General features: G+C 72.3%; 17 protein-coding genes and 2 pseudogenes. 14 read left to right on the forward strand and 5 right to left on the reverse strand.

Going from position 1 to position 14,549, the window contains the following annotated elements; all coding sequences use genetic code 11:
- Positions 1-105: 105 nt before the first annotated feature.
- The 4 genes and pseudogenes from BM237_RS10505 to BM237_RS29850 all read left to right on the forward strand — a co-directional run bounded on the left by BM237_RS10505 (position 106) and on the right by BM237_RS29850 (position 3,549).
- The gene (locus BM237_RS10505; protein WP_093849309.1) at positions 106-1,107 is read left to right on the forward strand and encodes a diacylglycerol/lipid kinase family protein; all 1,002 of its coding nucleotides are present in this window, start codon (positions 106-108) and stop codon (positions 1,105-1,107) included.
- Positions 1,104-2,624 (forward strand): MmgE/PrpD family protein, encoded by a 1,521-nt coding sequence (locus tag BM237_RS10510; protein WP_093849310.1) that lies wholly within the window; start codon positions 1,104-1,106, stop codon positions 2,622-2,624. Before BM237_RS10505 ends, BM237_RS10510 begins: the two co-directional genes overlap by 4 nt.
- A 70-nt stretch (positions 2,625-2,694) precedes the next feature.
- Positions 2,695-3,060: pseudogene (locus BM237_RS29845) on the forward strand (VOC family protein); the annotation flags it as partial.
- A 108-nt stretch (positions 3,061-3,168) separates the two neighbouring features.
- Positions 3,169-3,549: a PaaI family thioesterase gene (locus BM237_RS29850; RefSeq protein ID WP_245793556.1), complete on the forward strand. Its 381-nt coding sequence runs from the start codon at positions 3,169-3,171 to the stop codon at positions 3,547-3,549.
- 117 nt (positions 3,550-3,666) lie between these two features.
- On the opposite strand, the gene BM237_RS10520 is transcribed toward BM237_RS29850, so the two are convergent.
- Positions 3,667-4,632 (reverse strand): EamA family transporter, encoded by a 966-nt coding sequence (locus BM237_RS10520; protein ID WP_245793537.1) that lies wholly within the window; start codon positions 4,630-4,632, stop codon positions 3,667-3,669.
- A gap of 138 nt (positions 4,633-4,770) precedes the next feature.
- Here BM237_RS10520 and BM237_RS10525 point away from each other — a divergent pair, with 138 nt between their 5' ends.
- On the forward strand, positions 4,771-5,337 hold the full coding sequence (locus BM237_RS10525; protein WP_093849313.1) for a GNAT family N-acetyltransferase: 567 nt from the start codon (positions 4,771-4,773) through the stop codon (positions 5,335-5,337).
- Between the two features lie 33 nt (positions 5,338-5,370).
- Here BM237_RS10525 and BM237_RS10530 read toward each other — a convergent pair whose 3' ends face one another.
- A complete protein-coding gene (locus tag BM237_RS10530) occupies positions 5,371-5,748 on the reverse strand; it encodes a VOC family protein (protein WP_093849314.1) in 378 nt (125 codons plus the stop codon).
- Positions 5,749-5,951: 203 nt separating this feature from the next.
- Here BM237_RS10530 and BM237_RS10535 point away from each other — a divergent pair, with 203 nt between their 5' ends.
- On the forward strand, positions 5,952-6,803 hold the full coding sequence (locus tag BM237_RS10535) for a phosphotransferase enzyme family protein (protein WP_093849315.1): 852 nt from the start codon (positions 5,952-5,954) through the stop codon (positions 6,801-6,803).
- Positions 6,804-6,869: 66 nt separating this feature from the next.
- Here the strand turns inward: BM237_RS10535 and BM237_RS10540 are convergent.
- Positions 6,870-7,172: pseudogene (locus BM237_RS10540) on the reverse strand (VOC family protein); the annotation flags it as partial.
- A complete protein-coding gene (locus tag BM237_RS10545) occupies positions 7,169-9,064 on the reverse strand; it encodes a pentapeptide repeat-containing protein (RefSeq protein ID WP_245793538.1) in 1,896 nt (631 codons plus the stop codon). The gene BM237_RS10545 and the pseudogene BM237_RS10540, both read right to left, overlap by 4 nt.
- A 165-nt stretch (positions 9,065-9,229) precedes the next feature.
- On the opposite strand from BM237_RS10545, the gene BM237_RS10550 reads away from it, so the two are divergent.
- On the forward strand, positions 9,230-10,072 hold the full coding sequence (locus tag BM237_RS10550; RefSeq protein WP_093849316.1) for a helix-turn-helix domain-containing protein: 843 nt from the start codon (positions 9,230-9,232) through the stop codon (positions 10,070-10,072).
- Positions 10,069-10,281 (forward strand): DUF397 domain-containing protein, encoded by a 213-nt coding sequence (locus BM237_RS10555; RefSeq protein ID WP_093849317.1) that lies wholly within the window; start codon positions 10,069-10,071, stop codon positions 10,279-10,281. Before BM237_RS10550 ends, BM237_RS10555 begins: the two co-directional genes overlap by 4 nt.
- Positions 10,282-10,457: 176 nt before the next feature.
- Here the strand turns inward: BM237_RS10555 and BM237_RS10560 are convergent, their stop codons facing one another.
- Entirely contained in the window at positions 10,458-10,835 is a 378-nt protein-coding gene (locus tag BM237_RS10560) for a YcxB family protein (protein ID WP_175540964.1), read from the reverse strand.
- Positions 10,836-11,185: 350 nt separating this feature from the next.
- Here BM237_RS10560 and BM237_RS10565 point away from each other — a divergent pair, with 350 nt between their 5' ends.
- The 6 genes from BM237_RS10565 to BM237_RS10590 all read left to right on the forward strand — a co-directional run bounded on the left by BM237_RS10565 (position 11,186) and on the right by BM237_RS10590 (position 14,541).
- Positions 11,186-11,815, forward strand: a complete 630-nt coding sequence (locus BM237_RS10565) for a hypothetical protein (protein WP_139238086.1) — start codon at positions 11,186-11,188, stop codon at positions 11,813-11,815.
- Positions 11,808-12,113: a hypothetical protein gene (locus BM237_RS10570; protein ID WP_093849320.1), complete on the forward strand. Its 306-nt coding sequence runs from the start codon at positions 11,808-11,810 to the stop codon at positions 12,111-12,113. The genes BM237_RS10565 and BM237_RS10570 overlap by 8 nt, the downstream gene beginning before the upstream one ends.
- Positions 12,114-12,212: 99 nt before the next feature.
- Positions 12,213-12,422 carry a DUF4236 domain-containing protein gene (locus BM237_RS10575; protein WP_093849321.1) on the forward strand — a complete coding sequence of 70 codons (210 nt, stop codon included), beginning with the start codon at positions 12,213-12,215 and terminating at the stop codon, positions 12,420-12,422.
- 423 nt (positions 12,423-12,845) lie between these two features.
- The gene (locus BM237_RS10580; protein ID WP_093849322.1) at positions 12,846-13,466 is read left to right on the forward strand and encodes a DUF6230 family protein; all 621 of its coding nucleotides are present in this window, start codon (positions 12,846-12,848) and stop codon (positions 13,464-13,466) included.
- Positions 13,457-13,852 (forward strand): DUF6114 domain-containing protein, encoded by a 396-nt coding sequence (locus tag BM237_RS10585; RefSeq protein WP_093849323.1) that lies wholly within the window; start codon positions 13,457-13,459, stop codon positions 13,850-13,852. The genes BM237_RS10580 and BM237_RS10585 overlap by 10 nt, the downstream gene beginning before the upstream one ends.
- Positions 13,849-14,541, forward strand: a complete 693-nt coding sequence (locus BM237_RS10590) for a hypothetical protein (protein ID WP_175540965.1) — start codon at positions 13,849-13,851, stop codon at positions 14,539-14,541. The genes BM237_RS10585 and BM237_RS10590 overlap by 4 nt, the downstream gene beginning before the upstream one ends.
- The last annotated feature ends 8 nt before the right edge of the window (positions 14,542-14,549 follow it).

Below are 14,549 nucleotides of genomic sequence, written 5' to 3' on the forward strand. Positions count from 1 at the left end.
TTGACTGACCGACGGTCGGTCTCTTACGGTCATGCGGCGCCGGAAAATCCCGCGGCGCGACCGGTCAGGTTCCTCTCCTCGCCTCCGCGCCCCCGTGAGGAAAACATGACGTATGCCCACCTGGAAGTCAACGACACGACAGCCCAGGACGAACCGCCGAGAAACGCGCTGATAGTCGCCAATCCCGCGGCCGGCACCACGCGCACCGAACTGGTGGAAGAAGTGGTCGAAACCTGCCGTGAACGGCTGGGGAGAACCACCGTGCACGTCACCACGTGCCGCGGGGACGCCACCGGTGCCGTACGCGAGGCGCTGCGCGGAAAAGGGCGGGAGGAAGCCCCGGATCTGGTCGTGGCGATCGGCGGAGACGGCACCGTCCACGAGGTGGTCGAGGGAATGGTCCCCGGCAGGCGGCCCGCGACCGCCGCCCTCGCCATCGTCCCCGCCGGCACCGGTAACTCCGGCTACCGCATGCTCTGGGGCGACCGCCCCTGGCGGGAGAGTCTCGGGGCCGTCCTCGGCGGCCCCGCCGGCGGCGCCCGGAAACGCCGCCTCGACCTGGCCGCGCTCGCCGAGACCGGTGGGCTGGTCTTCCTCGGCGCCTGCTCCGGCGTCATCGCCCAGGCTCTGGAGACCGCCCGCGGCATACCCCTCACCGGCCGCCCGCGCTACGAACGGGCCTTCGCGCGGACCGCCGCGTCCTTCATCCCCTACCCGGGCCGCGTCACCGTCGACGGGGCGTTGCTCCACGAAGGCGACACCGTACTCGCCAACATCGGCGGCGGCCGGTTCCGGGGCGGCCAGTACCTGGTGCTGCCGCACTCCCTGCCCGACGACGGACTGCTCGACATCTGCGTCATCGGCGCAGAGGTCCACCCCCGGGAGGTACCCGGGCTCACCCTCACCGGAGGCCATCTGGACCGTCCCGGCGTCGTCTACTCCCGTGGCCGGAGAATCACGGTCGAGCGCCTGGACGGGGCGCCCCTGTGCTTCGAGCACGACGGCGAACTGCAGCGGGGCGACTGGCGCACCATGACCCTCGACGTCCTGCCCGGCATGATTCCTGCGTGGGGTCCCCGAAGTGAGGAGAGGACGGCCGCCGCATGAGCACCCCGCCTCCGCCCGCCAGTCCCGCGGCCGGCCGGAACCGCGCCGTTCCCGCCCTCGAGGAGCTGTCCCACTGGGCCGCCGCCCTGCGTCCCGGGGACATACCCGACCGTGTGCACGCACTCGCCGCCAGCCAGCTCCTGTCCCAGCTCGCCTCCATCCGCGCCGGTGCCGCCCAACCCCAGGGGCGCCGCATGATCGGGGGGTTCGGAGCTCCCTTCCGGGGAGACGCGCGTACCTCGGCCTGCGTACTGGCGGGACTGGGGTCCTGGCTCAACCTCGACGACACCGCCTACGCGGGACATCTGTCCAACTCCACCGTCGCCGTACCGCTCGCGTACGCCCACAGTCTGGGCCTCGACGGGGCCGCTCTGCTCACGGCCGTCGTCACCGCCAACGAGTGCGCCGCCCGGATCACCGCGGCCGCCACCCTGGGGCCCCTGCGAGGACACAGCGCCGTCCACACCCACCTCGCCGGGGCCGTCAGCGGCCGGATGCACTGTGAGGGCGCCGGCCCGGCAGAGCTCACCAGCGCCCTCGGCCTCGCCTTCGCCATGCCCAACTGGCCTCTGCTGCGGGCTTTCCTGGCCGGCGACGCGCGCCTGTTCAACACCTTCACGCCCGTACGCACCGCCATGGACGCCTGCGACGCCGCACGTGCCGGGCTGCAGGGCCCCTCCGACATACTGGAGCACCCCGACGGCTTCCTCGGCCGCTTCGCCACCGTTCCGCTCCCGGAGGCCGTCACCGAAGGACTGGGCGAACGCTGGCACACGGAGACCCTCTCGTTCAAGATGCACCCCGGCGGGCCCGGCATCGACGCGGCCGTGGACTGCGCCGCCGAACTCCACCGCGAACTCGCACCCCTGGACCCGGACGACATCGCCGAGATCGTCGTGGATGCCTCCTTCTACACCCTTGCCGTCGGACGCAAGGCGGAGCCCTACGTCGACGGTCCCGGTGCCCCGCTGGGTGCGCTGGTGCTCCACGTCCCCTACACGGTCGCCACCACTTTGCTGACCGGACGCCTCACCGTCGAGGACTTCACGACATCCCGGCGTGACGAGCCCCTGCGCTGGCGGACCGCCCGGCGCGTACGCCTGGTGCACGAGGCCGGGATGACCCGGGCCCTGCTCACCTCCGAAGCACCCTTCGGGGAGGCCCTCCGGCAGGCCGGCGCGGCCGCGAAGCAGTGGCTCCGCGACTTCGGCGGGCCCGAGCTCGCCGAACTGGCCGACGAGGTCCTGCGGCAGAGCCCCCGCCGTGACTTCACGGAGGCGTGCAAGGCCACCGGCGCACGTGTCACCGTCCGCCTCGCCGACGGCCGGACCGCCTCCCGCAGCCGTATGACCCCGGTGGCCGCCGCCGGACCGGACACCAGGGCCCACCATGCCGAACTGGTCCGGGAGAAGTTCATCGGGCTCGGCGGTGACGAGCGCGTGGCCGCGGACGCCGAGCGGGTCCGCGACATGTCCGCGGACGAACTCCGCGCCTGGGTCGAGGCGGCCCTGCGCTGACCTCCGTCCGGGCCGGCTCTCCGGACCGGATCACCGAACGACAGCTCACCGTCCACCGAAAGGCAGTCACGTGTCCGCCACCGGCCTGTCCCACGTCGACCTCAGCGTCACCGACCTCGACCGCTCCGAACGCTGGTACCTCGATCTGCTCGGCGGCGACCGCATCCTGGAAGGCGCCGACGACGGCCAGGACTTCGACTTCCGCTACCTGCGCACCGGGGCCGGGGTGCTTCTGGGACTGATCCGCCACCGCCGCACCGAGGACCCCCGGTTCAGCCCCCGCCGTGTCGGACTCGACCACCTGTCCTTCGCCGTGGCCGACGAGGGGGAACTACGGCGGCGGGTCCGGCTGCTCGACACTCTGGGCGTGCCCCACGGCGGAATCGTCCACCAACCCACCGGCGCGGCCGTCGCCTTCCGGGACCCCGACGGCATCCAGCTGGAGTTCTACCACCTCACGCTCGCCCTCGGCCCCGCTCCCACTCCGCGGGAGGCGCCCGCGGACGCCTGCTCCCCGCACACCCCCGCCGGGCTTCTGGACACCATGCCCTACGCGCGTGCCATCGGTGTCGGCATCGACGAGGCCACCCCCGAGGTCGTCCGCGGCCACCTGCGCTGGGCCCCCGAACGCACCACGCTCGGCGGCGCGCTCCACGGCGGCGCCCTGATGTCCCTCGCCGACACCACCGGCGCCGTCTGCGCCTTCCTCAACCTCCCGCCCGGAGCCGCCACCAGCACGGTGGAGTCCAAGACGAACTTCTTCCGCGGTGTCCGCCAGGACCTCGTCAGGGCCGTCTCCCGTCCGGTGCACACCGGCCGGTCGTTCGTAGTGGTCCAGACCGACCTGTACGACGGGCAGGGCCGCCACGCGGGCCGGACCACCCAGACCCAGGCGGTCCTCGCACCGCGGTCGCGGAAGGAGTGACACGGACCCGGCCCGGGACCGGCCCGCCGGCCTGCCCGCAGCATCCGCCCGCACCCCGCAGCGGGCCGCCGGGAGACCTCCTTCCGCCGCCGGCCCCCGGTGGCCCGCCGCCGGCGGTCAGGCGTCCGGGCGGACGGCGCGGGTGGCGCCTGCCGAGGCGACCACCACGCACAGCACCGCGGCCCACTGCGACCAGTACAGCGACTCCCGCAGCACCACCAGGCCGATGAGGGCCGCCACCGCCGGCTCCAGGCTCATCAGGATGCCGAACACCCGCGGCGGCATCCTGCGCAGCGCCTCCAGGTCCAGCGAGTACGGGATCACCGACGACAGCAGCGCCACCCCGAGTCCCGCGGCCAGGACCCACGGCTGGAGCAGCGCCGTTCCACTGTCGGCCACGCCGAACAGCACGGCCAACAGCGCCGCGACGGCCATCCCCAGAGCCAGCCCGCCGCCTTCCGCGGTATGGCGGCCCAACGCCGCGCCGAGCAGGATGTACAGCCCCCAGCACACTCCTGCCGCGAGGGCGAACAGGCAGCCGACGAGGTCGAGTTCCCCGCGCCCCTCCATCAGCAGCACCACACCGCCCCCCGCGAGCACGGCCCAGAAGGCGTCCAGCCACCGCCTCGCCCCGGCCAGGGCCACCCCCAGCGGCCCGAGGAACTCGATGGTCACCGCGATCCCCAGCGGGATCCGGGCCAGCGCCAGATAGAAGCACAGGTTCATCAGGCCCAGGACCGCGCCGTAGCCGAGCACCACCGTCCACGCGCGGCGGTTCATGCGCGGCGACGGCCGCCACAGCAGCATCAGCACCGCCGCCGCGAAGAACAGCCGCAGCGCGACCGTCCCGAAACTGCCCGCCGCGCTGAACAGGTTCTTGGCCAGCGCCGCGCCCACCTGGACGCTGACGATGCCGAGCAGTACCAGCGCCGTCGGCGGGACCGCGTCGAAGACGCGACCGGCCGACGCGGTCAGCGGGGACCGGGAGGACGGCGCGGGCGTGCCGGTTCCGGTCCCGCCGGCGCTCGGGGCGCTCGGGCTGTCCGGGGCGCTCGGGGTGTTCGAGGTGCTTGACGTGGCCACGCGCGGAGTATCGATGATCGGGCGCCGCACGTCACACGGCTTTACCGCCGCCGCCCGCATCCGGGATCATCCCCTGGCGGACCTCCGGCGCGGCCGATCGCCGCGGCCGGCGCGGACCGAGGACGACGGGGAGGCGGGATGCTCACATGGCGGCGGGTGACCGAGGGGGACTTCGGGCTGCTGCGGAAGTGGCTCGCGCGGCCGCACGTGGCGCGGTGGTGGCACCACGACACGTCCGCGGAGGCGGTCGCGCGGGACTTCGGCCCGGCGGCGCGCGGCGAGGAGCCGTCCGAGGACCTGCTGGTGATGGAGGACGGCACACCGATCGCCCTGGTGCAGCGGTGCCGCTTCGCGGACTACCCCGAATACCGCGCGGACCTGGCCGGCCAGGTCGAACTGCCCGACTCGGCGGTCACGATCGACTACCTGATCGGCGACCCGGACCGGGTGGGGCGGGGTCTGGGGCCGCGCGTGATCCGGGCGGTCGTGGCGGCCACCTGGACCGACCACCCGGACGCGTCCGCCGTCGTCGTCCCGGTGAACGCGGCCAACCGCGCGTCGTGGCGGGCCCTGGAGAAGGCCGGGTTGCGCAGGGTCGGCACGGCCGACCTGGACCCGGACAACCCGGCCGACGGCCGCGCCCACCACGTCTACCGCGCCGACCGGCCCACCGGCCGGGCCCCCGGCCCCGCCGCCCGTAACTGAGCACGGTCCCCGGGCGGGCGTGGCCAAAGGACGTCAGAGCGGGCTGAGGCGGGCCTTGAGCAGGCAGAACTCGTTGCCCTCCGGGTCGGCGAGGACATGCCACTGTTCCTCACCGGTCTGGCCGATGTCGGCCGGGCGTGCCCCGAGCTCCAGAAGGCGTTCCAGCTCGGCGTCCTGGTCGCGGTCGGTGGCGTTGACGTCGATGTGGAGCCGGGACTTCCCCGGCTCCGGCTCGTCCCTGCGGCTGAGGATGATCGTCGGCTGCGGGCCGCCGAACCCCTCGCGCGGGCCGATCTCGATGCAGTCCTCCTCGCGGTCGAGCACCACGAAGTCCAGGACCTCGCACCAGAACCGCGCCAGCACCTCGGGATCGCGGCAACCGAGTACGAGCTCACTGATACGACATGCCATCGACGAAGACCTGCTTTCAGTACGGGAACCGCCAGGACGCACGTGACCGTACTGGGCGAGGCGGGCAGGGGCGAGGGTTTTTCGTGCCCGCCCCCGTAGGGGCCGCCGGGCACGGCCGCGGTCTCCCACCGGTGGCTTGGTACGGTGCGCGGGCCGCGCCGCTCGGAGAGGCAGGGCAGCGTCCAATGGAGAGGGGCTGGGGGATGCAGGCATCAGAGGCCCGGCGTGCGGTGGCAGCGGCCCTGTCGATCGCTCGGTCGCTCGGTCTGACCGCCGACGAAGCGATCGCTCTCAACGACTCGAACAAGCTCACTCTGCGCCTGTTGCCCTGCGACGTCCTGGCCCGGGTGGCACCTGCGGCACACCAGGTCGCGCGGTTCGAGGTCGAGGTCGCCCAGCGGCTGGCCGAAGCCGGACGCCCCGTGGCCGCCCTCGAACCTCGCGTGGAGCCACGCGTCCATGAGCGCGACGGCTTCGTGGTCACCCTGTGGACCTACTACGAACCAGTGGTGCTCCGAGAGGTCCCGCCGGCCGACTACGCCGACGCGCTCAGGCGGCTGCACACCGGCATGCGCGGACTCGACCTCCCGGCACCGCACTTCACGGACCGGGTCGAGCAGGCCCGACGGCTCGTGGCGGACCGCGACCGCACTCCCGCGCTCGCCGACGCGGACCGGGAACTGCTCGGCGACGCGTTGCGGAGCCTGGGACGGGCGATCGGCGAGCGCGGCGGCGCCGGGCAGTTGCTGCACGGCGAGCCGCACCCGGGCAACGTGCTCAGCACGGAGAACGGGCCGCTGTTCATAGATTTCGAGACCTGTTGCCACGGGCCCGTCGAGTTCGACCTCGCCCACGCGCCCGAGGAGGTCGGCGAGCACTATCCGGGTGTGGACCGGGACTTGCTGCGCGAGTGCCGGATCCTCGTGCTGGCGATGATCACGGCGTGGCGCTGGGACCGGGACGACCAACTCCCCGGCGGACGCCGGCTGGGCATCGAGTGGCTCGGTCGACTCCGTTCGGCACTCGACCGCAACGGCCTGGACACCCATGGCTGATGAGCACAGGATTCGTGTGCCGACATGCCGGTACGGCTCCGTGCCGGGGCGTCAGGACAGGGAGCGGACGCAGAACTCGCGGCCCTCGGGACCGGCCATGCATGTCCGCGGCACCTCGCCCTGGCCCACGTCGGCGGGCGTCGCACCGAGAGCCTCAAGGTGTGCGGCCAGCTCCGCTTGATGGGCCTCGGAGGGGGTGGCGAGGTCGAGGTGTACACGGTTCTTCGCCGCCGTCCTGGGCTCCGGGACGGGAACGACGTCGACGCAGACGGCGACCGGGTCCGGCCGGACGATGCCGCCCGAGGGCCCGACGTAGGTGGTCGCGCCGGGGCTGTATGCCTGCCAGCCGAGGGCCTCCGTCCGGGTCAGCGTTTGACGCGGTTGCGGACGGCCAGGACCGCCAGGCCCAGCAGGACGGGCTCGACGAGGCGGGAGGCCATCTCGGTGTAGGTGCCCGTGGTGGTCAGGTCCTGGCCGGAGGAGCGGAACACCACCGAGTCGAGCGTGACGTTCAGCGCCTTCTCGAAGCGTTCGCCGGTGAACCTGTCTCCGGTGGGGTTGCGCGGATCCGCCTTGTCGATGGTGAGGGTGACCGTGCCGCCGCCGGGCGGAACGGTGCCGGTCGCCTCCTGCTTCGGGGAGTCCTCGGGGATCCCGAAGCCCATCAGCAGCACGATGGTGGCCAGCATCGCCGCTCCCAGCCAGCCCAGCGCACGGGCCGCGCGCAGCCCGTACCCGGAGACGGCCCAGTAGGCGGCCAGCAGGGCGCGTTCGGCCCACGGGGTTCCGGGGTCGTGGCGGCGCATCTCCATCTCGCCGTAGTAGAAGTCCGCCGCTCCGGGCTCGTCCTTGCCCTCCTCCAGAGCCTTGCGCAACTGCCGGTACACCGGCGCCAGTACGGCCGGTTCCGGCACCTCCTCCCCGCGTGGGACGGGCGTCCAGCCGTCCCCGTGCCCGCCGTGCGCGGCACGCCAGTGGTGCTCCTCGGCCAGGGTGCGGCGCGGCGTCCGGCGCACCGGCCGCAGCCCGCGCCGACGCAGCCCGGCGGGAGCGGCGGCCATGCGGCAGTGCCCCTCCAGCCGCAGCTGGTCGAGGTGGACGGTCCCGGCGAAGAGGCAGTCGGTGAGGTCGGTGCCGGTGAGCATCAGATGCGCCGCGTCCACGCCCCGCAGCGACACGACGCTTACCCGGGGATCGGTCAGGCCGGGCTCGGGGACCTTCGAACGGTGTGCGGCGAAGGGCCGGGCGTGGGCGGCGACGCCGACCGGGTACTCCAGCACCGCGTCGCTCAGGTCCACCTCGGCGTACCGCAGCCGCAGCGCGGCGGTGGAGGTCCACCGCGTCCGCCTGCACCGTACGGCCTTCGCCGCCGCCTCGACGGTCACGGCGGTTCCGAACACCGCCTCCGACAGATCCAGCGTTCCCGCGCACACCAGCGGCCCCAGTTTGGTGGTGCGCTCGAAGAGCATCCCCGCGAACCGGGCGTCGCCGCCGATCACCGTCCCGGTGAACCACGCGCGTCCGCCGACCCGTGTGTCGTGGAACGAGAGGTGTCCGTCGACCCGCGCCCAGGCGAACCCGGCGGAGCCGCCGATCCGCGTGTGCAGCAACTGGACGGGCCCGCCGATCCTGGCGTCGTAGAACTGCGCGCCCCCGTCTGTCGCGGTCTCGCCGATCATGAGGTAGCCGCCGATCTCCGTCCGGACGAACAGCAGGTCGCCGCCCGTTCGCACCTTGGTGAGCAGGCTGTGGCCGCCGATCCGTGCCTGCTGGAACGAGAGGTCGCCCCCGGTCTCCGTCCCGCCGAGCAGCACGTCGCCGTCGATCCGCGCCTCGTGGAACGAGATCTCGCCACCGACGCTCACTCCGCCGATGGAGACGTCGCCGTCGACGCGCGCGCCCTCCAGCCGCAGATCGCCGCCGAGGTCCGCGCCGTCGAGCCGGAGACCGCCGTCGAAGTGCGCCCCTTCGAGCAGGAGGGTGCCGAGGCGGGGCCGGTTCGTGGCGGGGTCGGTGAGCGCGCGTAACAGCTCGTTCAGCAGGTCCTGGGTGAAGGGCGTGCCGCGAAGGTCGATGTCGTCGCCGGGCGACAGGGCGGCCAGGTGGGCGGTGCGGTCGGCCTCGTCCAGGTGGGCCAGGCATGTGCTGTGGCCGGTCAGGAGGATGCCGGGGCAGCCGGCCGGATCGGCGGAGTCGGCTCCCCGGCCGCAGTGCGGCCAGAAGATCAGCGCCGGGGACGGACCGGATCTCGAAGACGTCATGCCCCGAGGACGCCGGTGCGCCGCCGGGCAGTTGCCCACGCGTGATCGCGAGGGACGCGGGCCGCACGGGAGCGGTTGTACGCGTTCCGGCGGCCGTTGTACGCGCTCCGCGCCGTGTCGTGACGCGGCGGAGCCGCGTTGCGCCCGGTGACGGAAGGGGACGGCATGACCGAAGTCGGGACGGACGACGACACACAGCTCGAGTTCGAACGCGGCACGGGGGTGCTGTACGTGTTCGGCCGCCAGGTGAAGCGGTTCCGGATGCGCCTGGGCATGAACCGTGAGGAACTCGGCCTGGTGACGGGTTACTCGCCCGCGACGATCGCCTCGATCGAACAGGGGCGGCGCATCCCGTCGGACCACTTCATCGACAAGGCCGACGAGATGCTGGACGCGAGCGAAGTCCTCAAGGAGATGAAGGAGGAGATCCGCAAGGCCCGTTATCCCCTGTTCTTCCAGGGGGCGGCGACGCTGGAACGGGAAGCCGTCGAGCTGCACGCTTATGACTCGCAGGTGGTCAACGGCCTGTTGCAGACGGAGGACTACGCGCGGTGCGTCTTCGAGATGCACCGGCCTGCGCTGGACGACGAGACGATCGAACGGCGTCTGGCGGCTCGCATGCTTCGACAGGAGGTCTTCACCAAGGGCTCTGTGTCACTGATGAGTTATGTCATGGAAGAGGTGGTGCTGCGGCGGCCTATCGGTGGCACCTGCGTCATGCGAGGCCAGTTGGAGCGGATCCTCCAGGTCGGGCAGAAGCGGAACGTGGATGTACAGGTGATGCCGACGAATCGTGAGGAACACGCTGGTCTCGCTGGTCCGTTCAAACTGATCGAGACCAGTGAGGGACGACGCATCGCTTATGCCGAGGTACAGAAGAGCAGCACCCTCTACACGGAACGGAAGTCAGTCCGTGAACTCGAAGCGCAGTATGGGATCATCCGTGCTCAGGCGCTCACTCCGAGTGAGTCGATGGCCTTCATCGAGAGGTTGCTGGGAGAGACATGAGGGATCGAGAGTCGAAGCCGAGCACGGCTGAACCGGCTTGGTTCAAGAGCAGCTATAGCAGTGGTGAGGGCGGTGACTGCGTGGAGGTCGCCACCCGTCCCGAGAGCGTCCGCGTACGGGACTCCAAGGACACCGCCCGGCCCGGCCTGGCGGTCGGTCCGGACGCCTGGGCGTCCTTCCTCGGTCTGGCGTCCCGCTCGCACGTCTGACGTTCACGTCGCGCCTGTGCCCTGTGTTCCCAACTCCCCTGGAGACACAGGGCACAGCAATGCCGTCCCCTCTACGATTCTGATCGTGACCGTTGGGGCATTCAGCCACGGGCCGTCGGTTCAGGGCGGTGACCCCGACCGGCCGGTGTCGCCCTCCGCGGGATTTCGCCGCCCGGTCAGACGCTGGACGGAAGCGGTTCGAGGTGCCGCGCCACGACCGCCCGGATCCCGTCGACGTCCGCCCCGCCGCGCAGTCCGCGCTTCGGCAGTAGGGCCATTCCGCCCACAGTGTCGTCGATGACCAGTACGAAGAGGTTCGCCGTCTCGATGTAGTGGCGGAACGACGCCCACGGGATCGTGGTCTCCACGAGTGCTGTGGCGGCGTGTACGCCGTTGTCGTCCGCCCGCATGGTGTACTCGCCCTGGGAACGCGCGTACCTGGTCATCTGCCGCACCCGGTACAGCTGGTTCACCCACCCGCCCACGAGACTCCCCAGAACCGGGCACAGGGCTACGGCCACCAGCACAGTCACGCCCTTGGGTGCCGAGAGCATGAGGAGAACCACAGGAACGGCCGCAGTGATCAGCCCGGCGATCAATGGAAGAAGCCACCAGCGCGCGGGGGAACCGGACCGTGCGCGCAGGGCCTCGGCCATGTCGGCCCGCGTCGGCAGATATGCCAGCCCGACACCTGCCGACACCGGTGCCCCCTCCCGCTCCTCCCGCTCCACGAAGCCGATCGTAGTGGCGCCCGGCGGACCACCCTGACCAGGGCCCCCAGGCTCCGTGCGTCACCTTGCCGGTTGTGGCTGACCGGTGCGTTCGGAGGGCGCTTTACGGGCCGCGCCCTCGGCCGGGAAACTGGTGCGGGGACGGTGTGGGGACGGCGTGGGGGAGGGTGAACATGGCCGACGGGCAGGGGAATTGGGGCAGGCCGGTGCCGCTGGGGCAGGGCGGCGCCTCCGAGGCGGCGCACTTCGTCGCGGCGCCGCTGCTGGCCGGCGCCTGCATCGCCACCGTCGGCGTGCTGGGCGCGGACGCGGAGAAGTTCCGCTGGCCCGGGCCGGCGATGCTGCTGCTCACCCTCGCCTTCGCCGCGCTCGTCGGCAGCGTGCAGTACGGCTTCCACGCCCGCCGGCACCTCTACTCCCCCGCGGACGTGGAGACCTGGCACCCGCCGGACTCCTTCAGGCCCTCCGGTGAGTTGCTGCGGCGGGAGCAGCGCCGCCACTTCGGGGAGTGGCTGCGGCTGAGCCGCCGCGCGGCCCTGACCTACAACCTGGGGATCGCCCTGCTGGGCGCGGGCGGGGCGCTGGCCCTCGCGGCCCCCGAGGGAGCCTCGTTCTGGCACGCGGCGTGCCGCTGGGCGGCGAGCGCCGTGCTGGCGGCCGGCGCCCTGGCGGAGCTGGAATGGACGCTGCGGGAGTGGTGGACGCGCAGGGCGCTGCTGCGCGCCGCCCGGGCCGGCGGGGGAGAGGACGGGCGGGGAGAGGCCGGCCGGAGAGAGGACAGGAGGGAGGGGCGCGATGTCTGAGTCCGTCGTGCGCGCCGTCGGCGGCCCGTGGGAGCCGGAGGTGACGCACTGCTGCGTGTGCGGGGGGCCGCTGCTGCTGCGCGGGCGCCCGCTGACGGTGCGTCCGCGCGTGTGGTCCCTGCGCAGGCGGGACTTCCTGGACGACTTGGCGTACGACCACGACGGCGGCTGCGCCGCGGCGGCGGTCCCGGCCGCCGTGCTCGTCGGGATGAACAGGGAGCAGGCCCTGACGGAGGCGGCCCGCCGCGCCGCCTCGCCGGAGGAGGGGGAGAGCGGCAGGGAGGGCGGAGACGGCTGAGTTCAGTGGAGCCGAAGTCGGGCATACGGGCAACATCCGTACTCGGCGGGGCGGTTCGCCGCCGGGTACGCCGAGGACAGCCGAGCCGAGGAGGACCGTATGGCCGTCACGTTCCGCAAGAGCATCCGGATCCTGCCCGGAGTGCGACTGAACCGCAACCGCCGTTCCTGGTCGCTCACCCTGGGCAAGGGGAAGGGGCCCAGGCGCACGTTCGGGTCCAGGGGACGCCGCAGCACGTCGATGAACCTTCCCGGCCCGTTCGGATACCGCAGGACGACGACGAGCCGGAGCCGCCGCGGCGGCCGCTGAGGCCGAGGCGGCCCCGAGCCGCGCGACGTGCCCCGGGCCGGCCCCGGAACCCTTCAAGGGTTCCGGGGCCGGCCCTTTCGCGGAGTGCCGGCGAAGGGACGCCGGAGGGTCGTCGGGGGGCGCCGAATGGCCGAAAAGGAGCTGTGCGGAACCTTGCCAGTGACCAGTGGCGTACATACAGTCAACCTACTCGCCGGTATTGACATGCTCACTAATACCGGAGGAGCCCCCCGTGTGCCCCGGCCGGGCGCGGGGTGGAGCCGCGCCACCGCGGGTGTCGGCCCGTCACCGGGCCGCGTGCACCCGCCCAGCACCAAGCAGGCACCGAGCAAGCACCAGCACCGCACCAGCACAGAACCTCGCAATCCGTATGCCACAGGCACGTCCGCGAGATGTTCGCGGGCTCCGCCGGAAGGGTGTTTCATGAAGGACGAGCAGGAGAGACCGGTGGACGGCCGCGTCAGATGGCGCAGGTTCGCCGCCGTGTGCGTGCCCGGCTTCGCCGTCACCGGCGTACTGGCCGTCGCGCTGGCCGAGGGAGCCCTCGCCGCGTCGTTCGCCGTGTCCGGCCAGCAGTTCAAGGTGTCCGCGGACCGGCTCACCGGCGAAGGCTTCGTGCAGTACGGCAGCGTGGACGTCAACGCCCGCGACCAGCTGCTGCCCGTCGCGGTGACCGGCATCAAGAAGGCGGAGATGGAGAGCCTGTGCCAGTCCGTCGTCACCACCCTGCCCATCCTCGGCGACATCTCGCTCAAGCTCTCCGCCGGGACCGGCGACAAGCCGGTGGAGGCCACCGACCTGTTCGTGGACGCCACCCAGCTCTCCGGTGACGCCTCGTTCAAGAACATCGAGATCGGCCGCGACGCCTCCACGCTGGACAAGGGCCCCGAAGGCGGCCAGGGCATGCAGGACGCCTTCTCCCAGCAGGCCGACACCCTGGAGATCAGCGATCTGAAGCAGACCGCGTGGGCGACCAACGCGGGCACGTTCAAGCTCGCCGACCTCAGCATGAAGATCACCAAGGGCAAGCGCGAATGCTTCTGAGATGGCGGCGCTGGCGCCGCGGCCGGCCCTTCTGGGGAGGGCTGGTCACCGTCGCCGCCGGCGTGGAGATCGCGGTCATCCCCCTGGCCCCGATGAAGGTCATGCTGCACCAGGGGGTCGCGGGCGCCATGTCCGTCCTCCTGGGCGCCGTACTGATCGTGCTGGGCCTGTCGGCCTGGTTCACGCCGCACTACCGCACTCTCACCGGCATCCTCACGGCCATGATCGCCGCGGCCGCGCTGGTTCTCTCCAATCTCGGCGGCTTCCTGATCGGGACGGTCGCCGGACTCATCGGCGGCGGGCTCGTCTTCGGCTGGCAGCCGAGGACGGCGCCCGCGCCGGAATCCCCCCACCCCAACCCCCCCTTAGTCGAGGAGGAAGCGTGACCCTCAGCGCATCACGTTCCCGCACCCCCCTGTCCATCGGCGCCGGTCTGGCCGCCGCGGCCGCCCTGACCCTGGCCGGCGGCGGCACCGCCGCGGCCGAGCCGGCCGCCGTCGCGGGCTCCACGACCGTCACCCCCGCCGGGCACTACTTCGCCGCCGACCTCAACGGCAGCGCCACCTTCAAGGCCGGCATCGTGACGGTGACCTGCACGGTCTCCAGCTCCGCCCCCACGGGCTCCGGCGACGCCAACCGCGTCCCCGCCGCGCCGGACAACCACAACGCCGCCGGCCCGGTCGGAGGCCCGCTCAGCGCACCCACCTACAGCTCCTGCCGCACCAGCATGCCGGGCGTCTGGGCCACCGTCACCACCAGCGGTGAATGGGGCGTCTCCGTCCAGCACGGGGCTCCGTCCACCGCGACCCTGTCCATGCCCAGCGGCGGCCTGGTCGTCCAGACCAGCGGCCTGGCCAACTGCACCGTGACCGCCGCGCCCGACGCCGGCGCCTCGATCCCCGGCACCTGGACCAACGGGGCGCCCTCCAAGCTCACCTTCACGAACGTCTCCGTGCCCGTCGACGTCGTCGGCGGGTTCGGCTGCCCGACCAGCGCGAGCAGCTCCGTCTTCAACGCCACCTACGACATCACCGACGCGACCGACCCCGCCTCGCAGATCACCGTGACCGACTGACCGACTGA

It is taken from the genome of Streptomyces mangrovi, assembly GCF_900114215.1.
Lineage (GTDB): Bacteria > Actinomycetota > Actinomycetes > Streptomycetales > Streptomycetaceae > Streptomyces > Streptomyces barkulensis.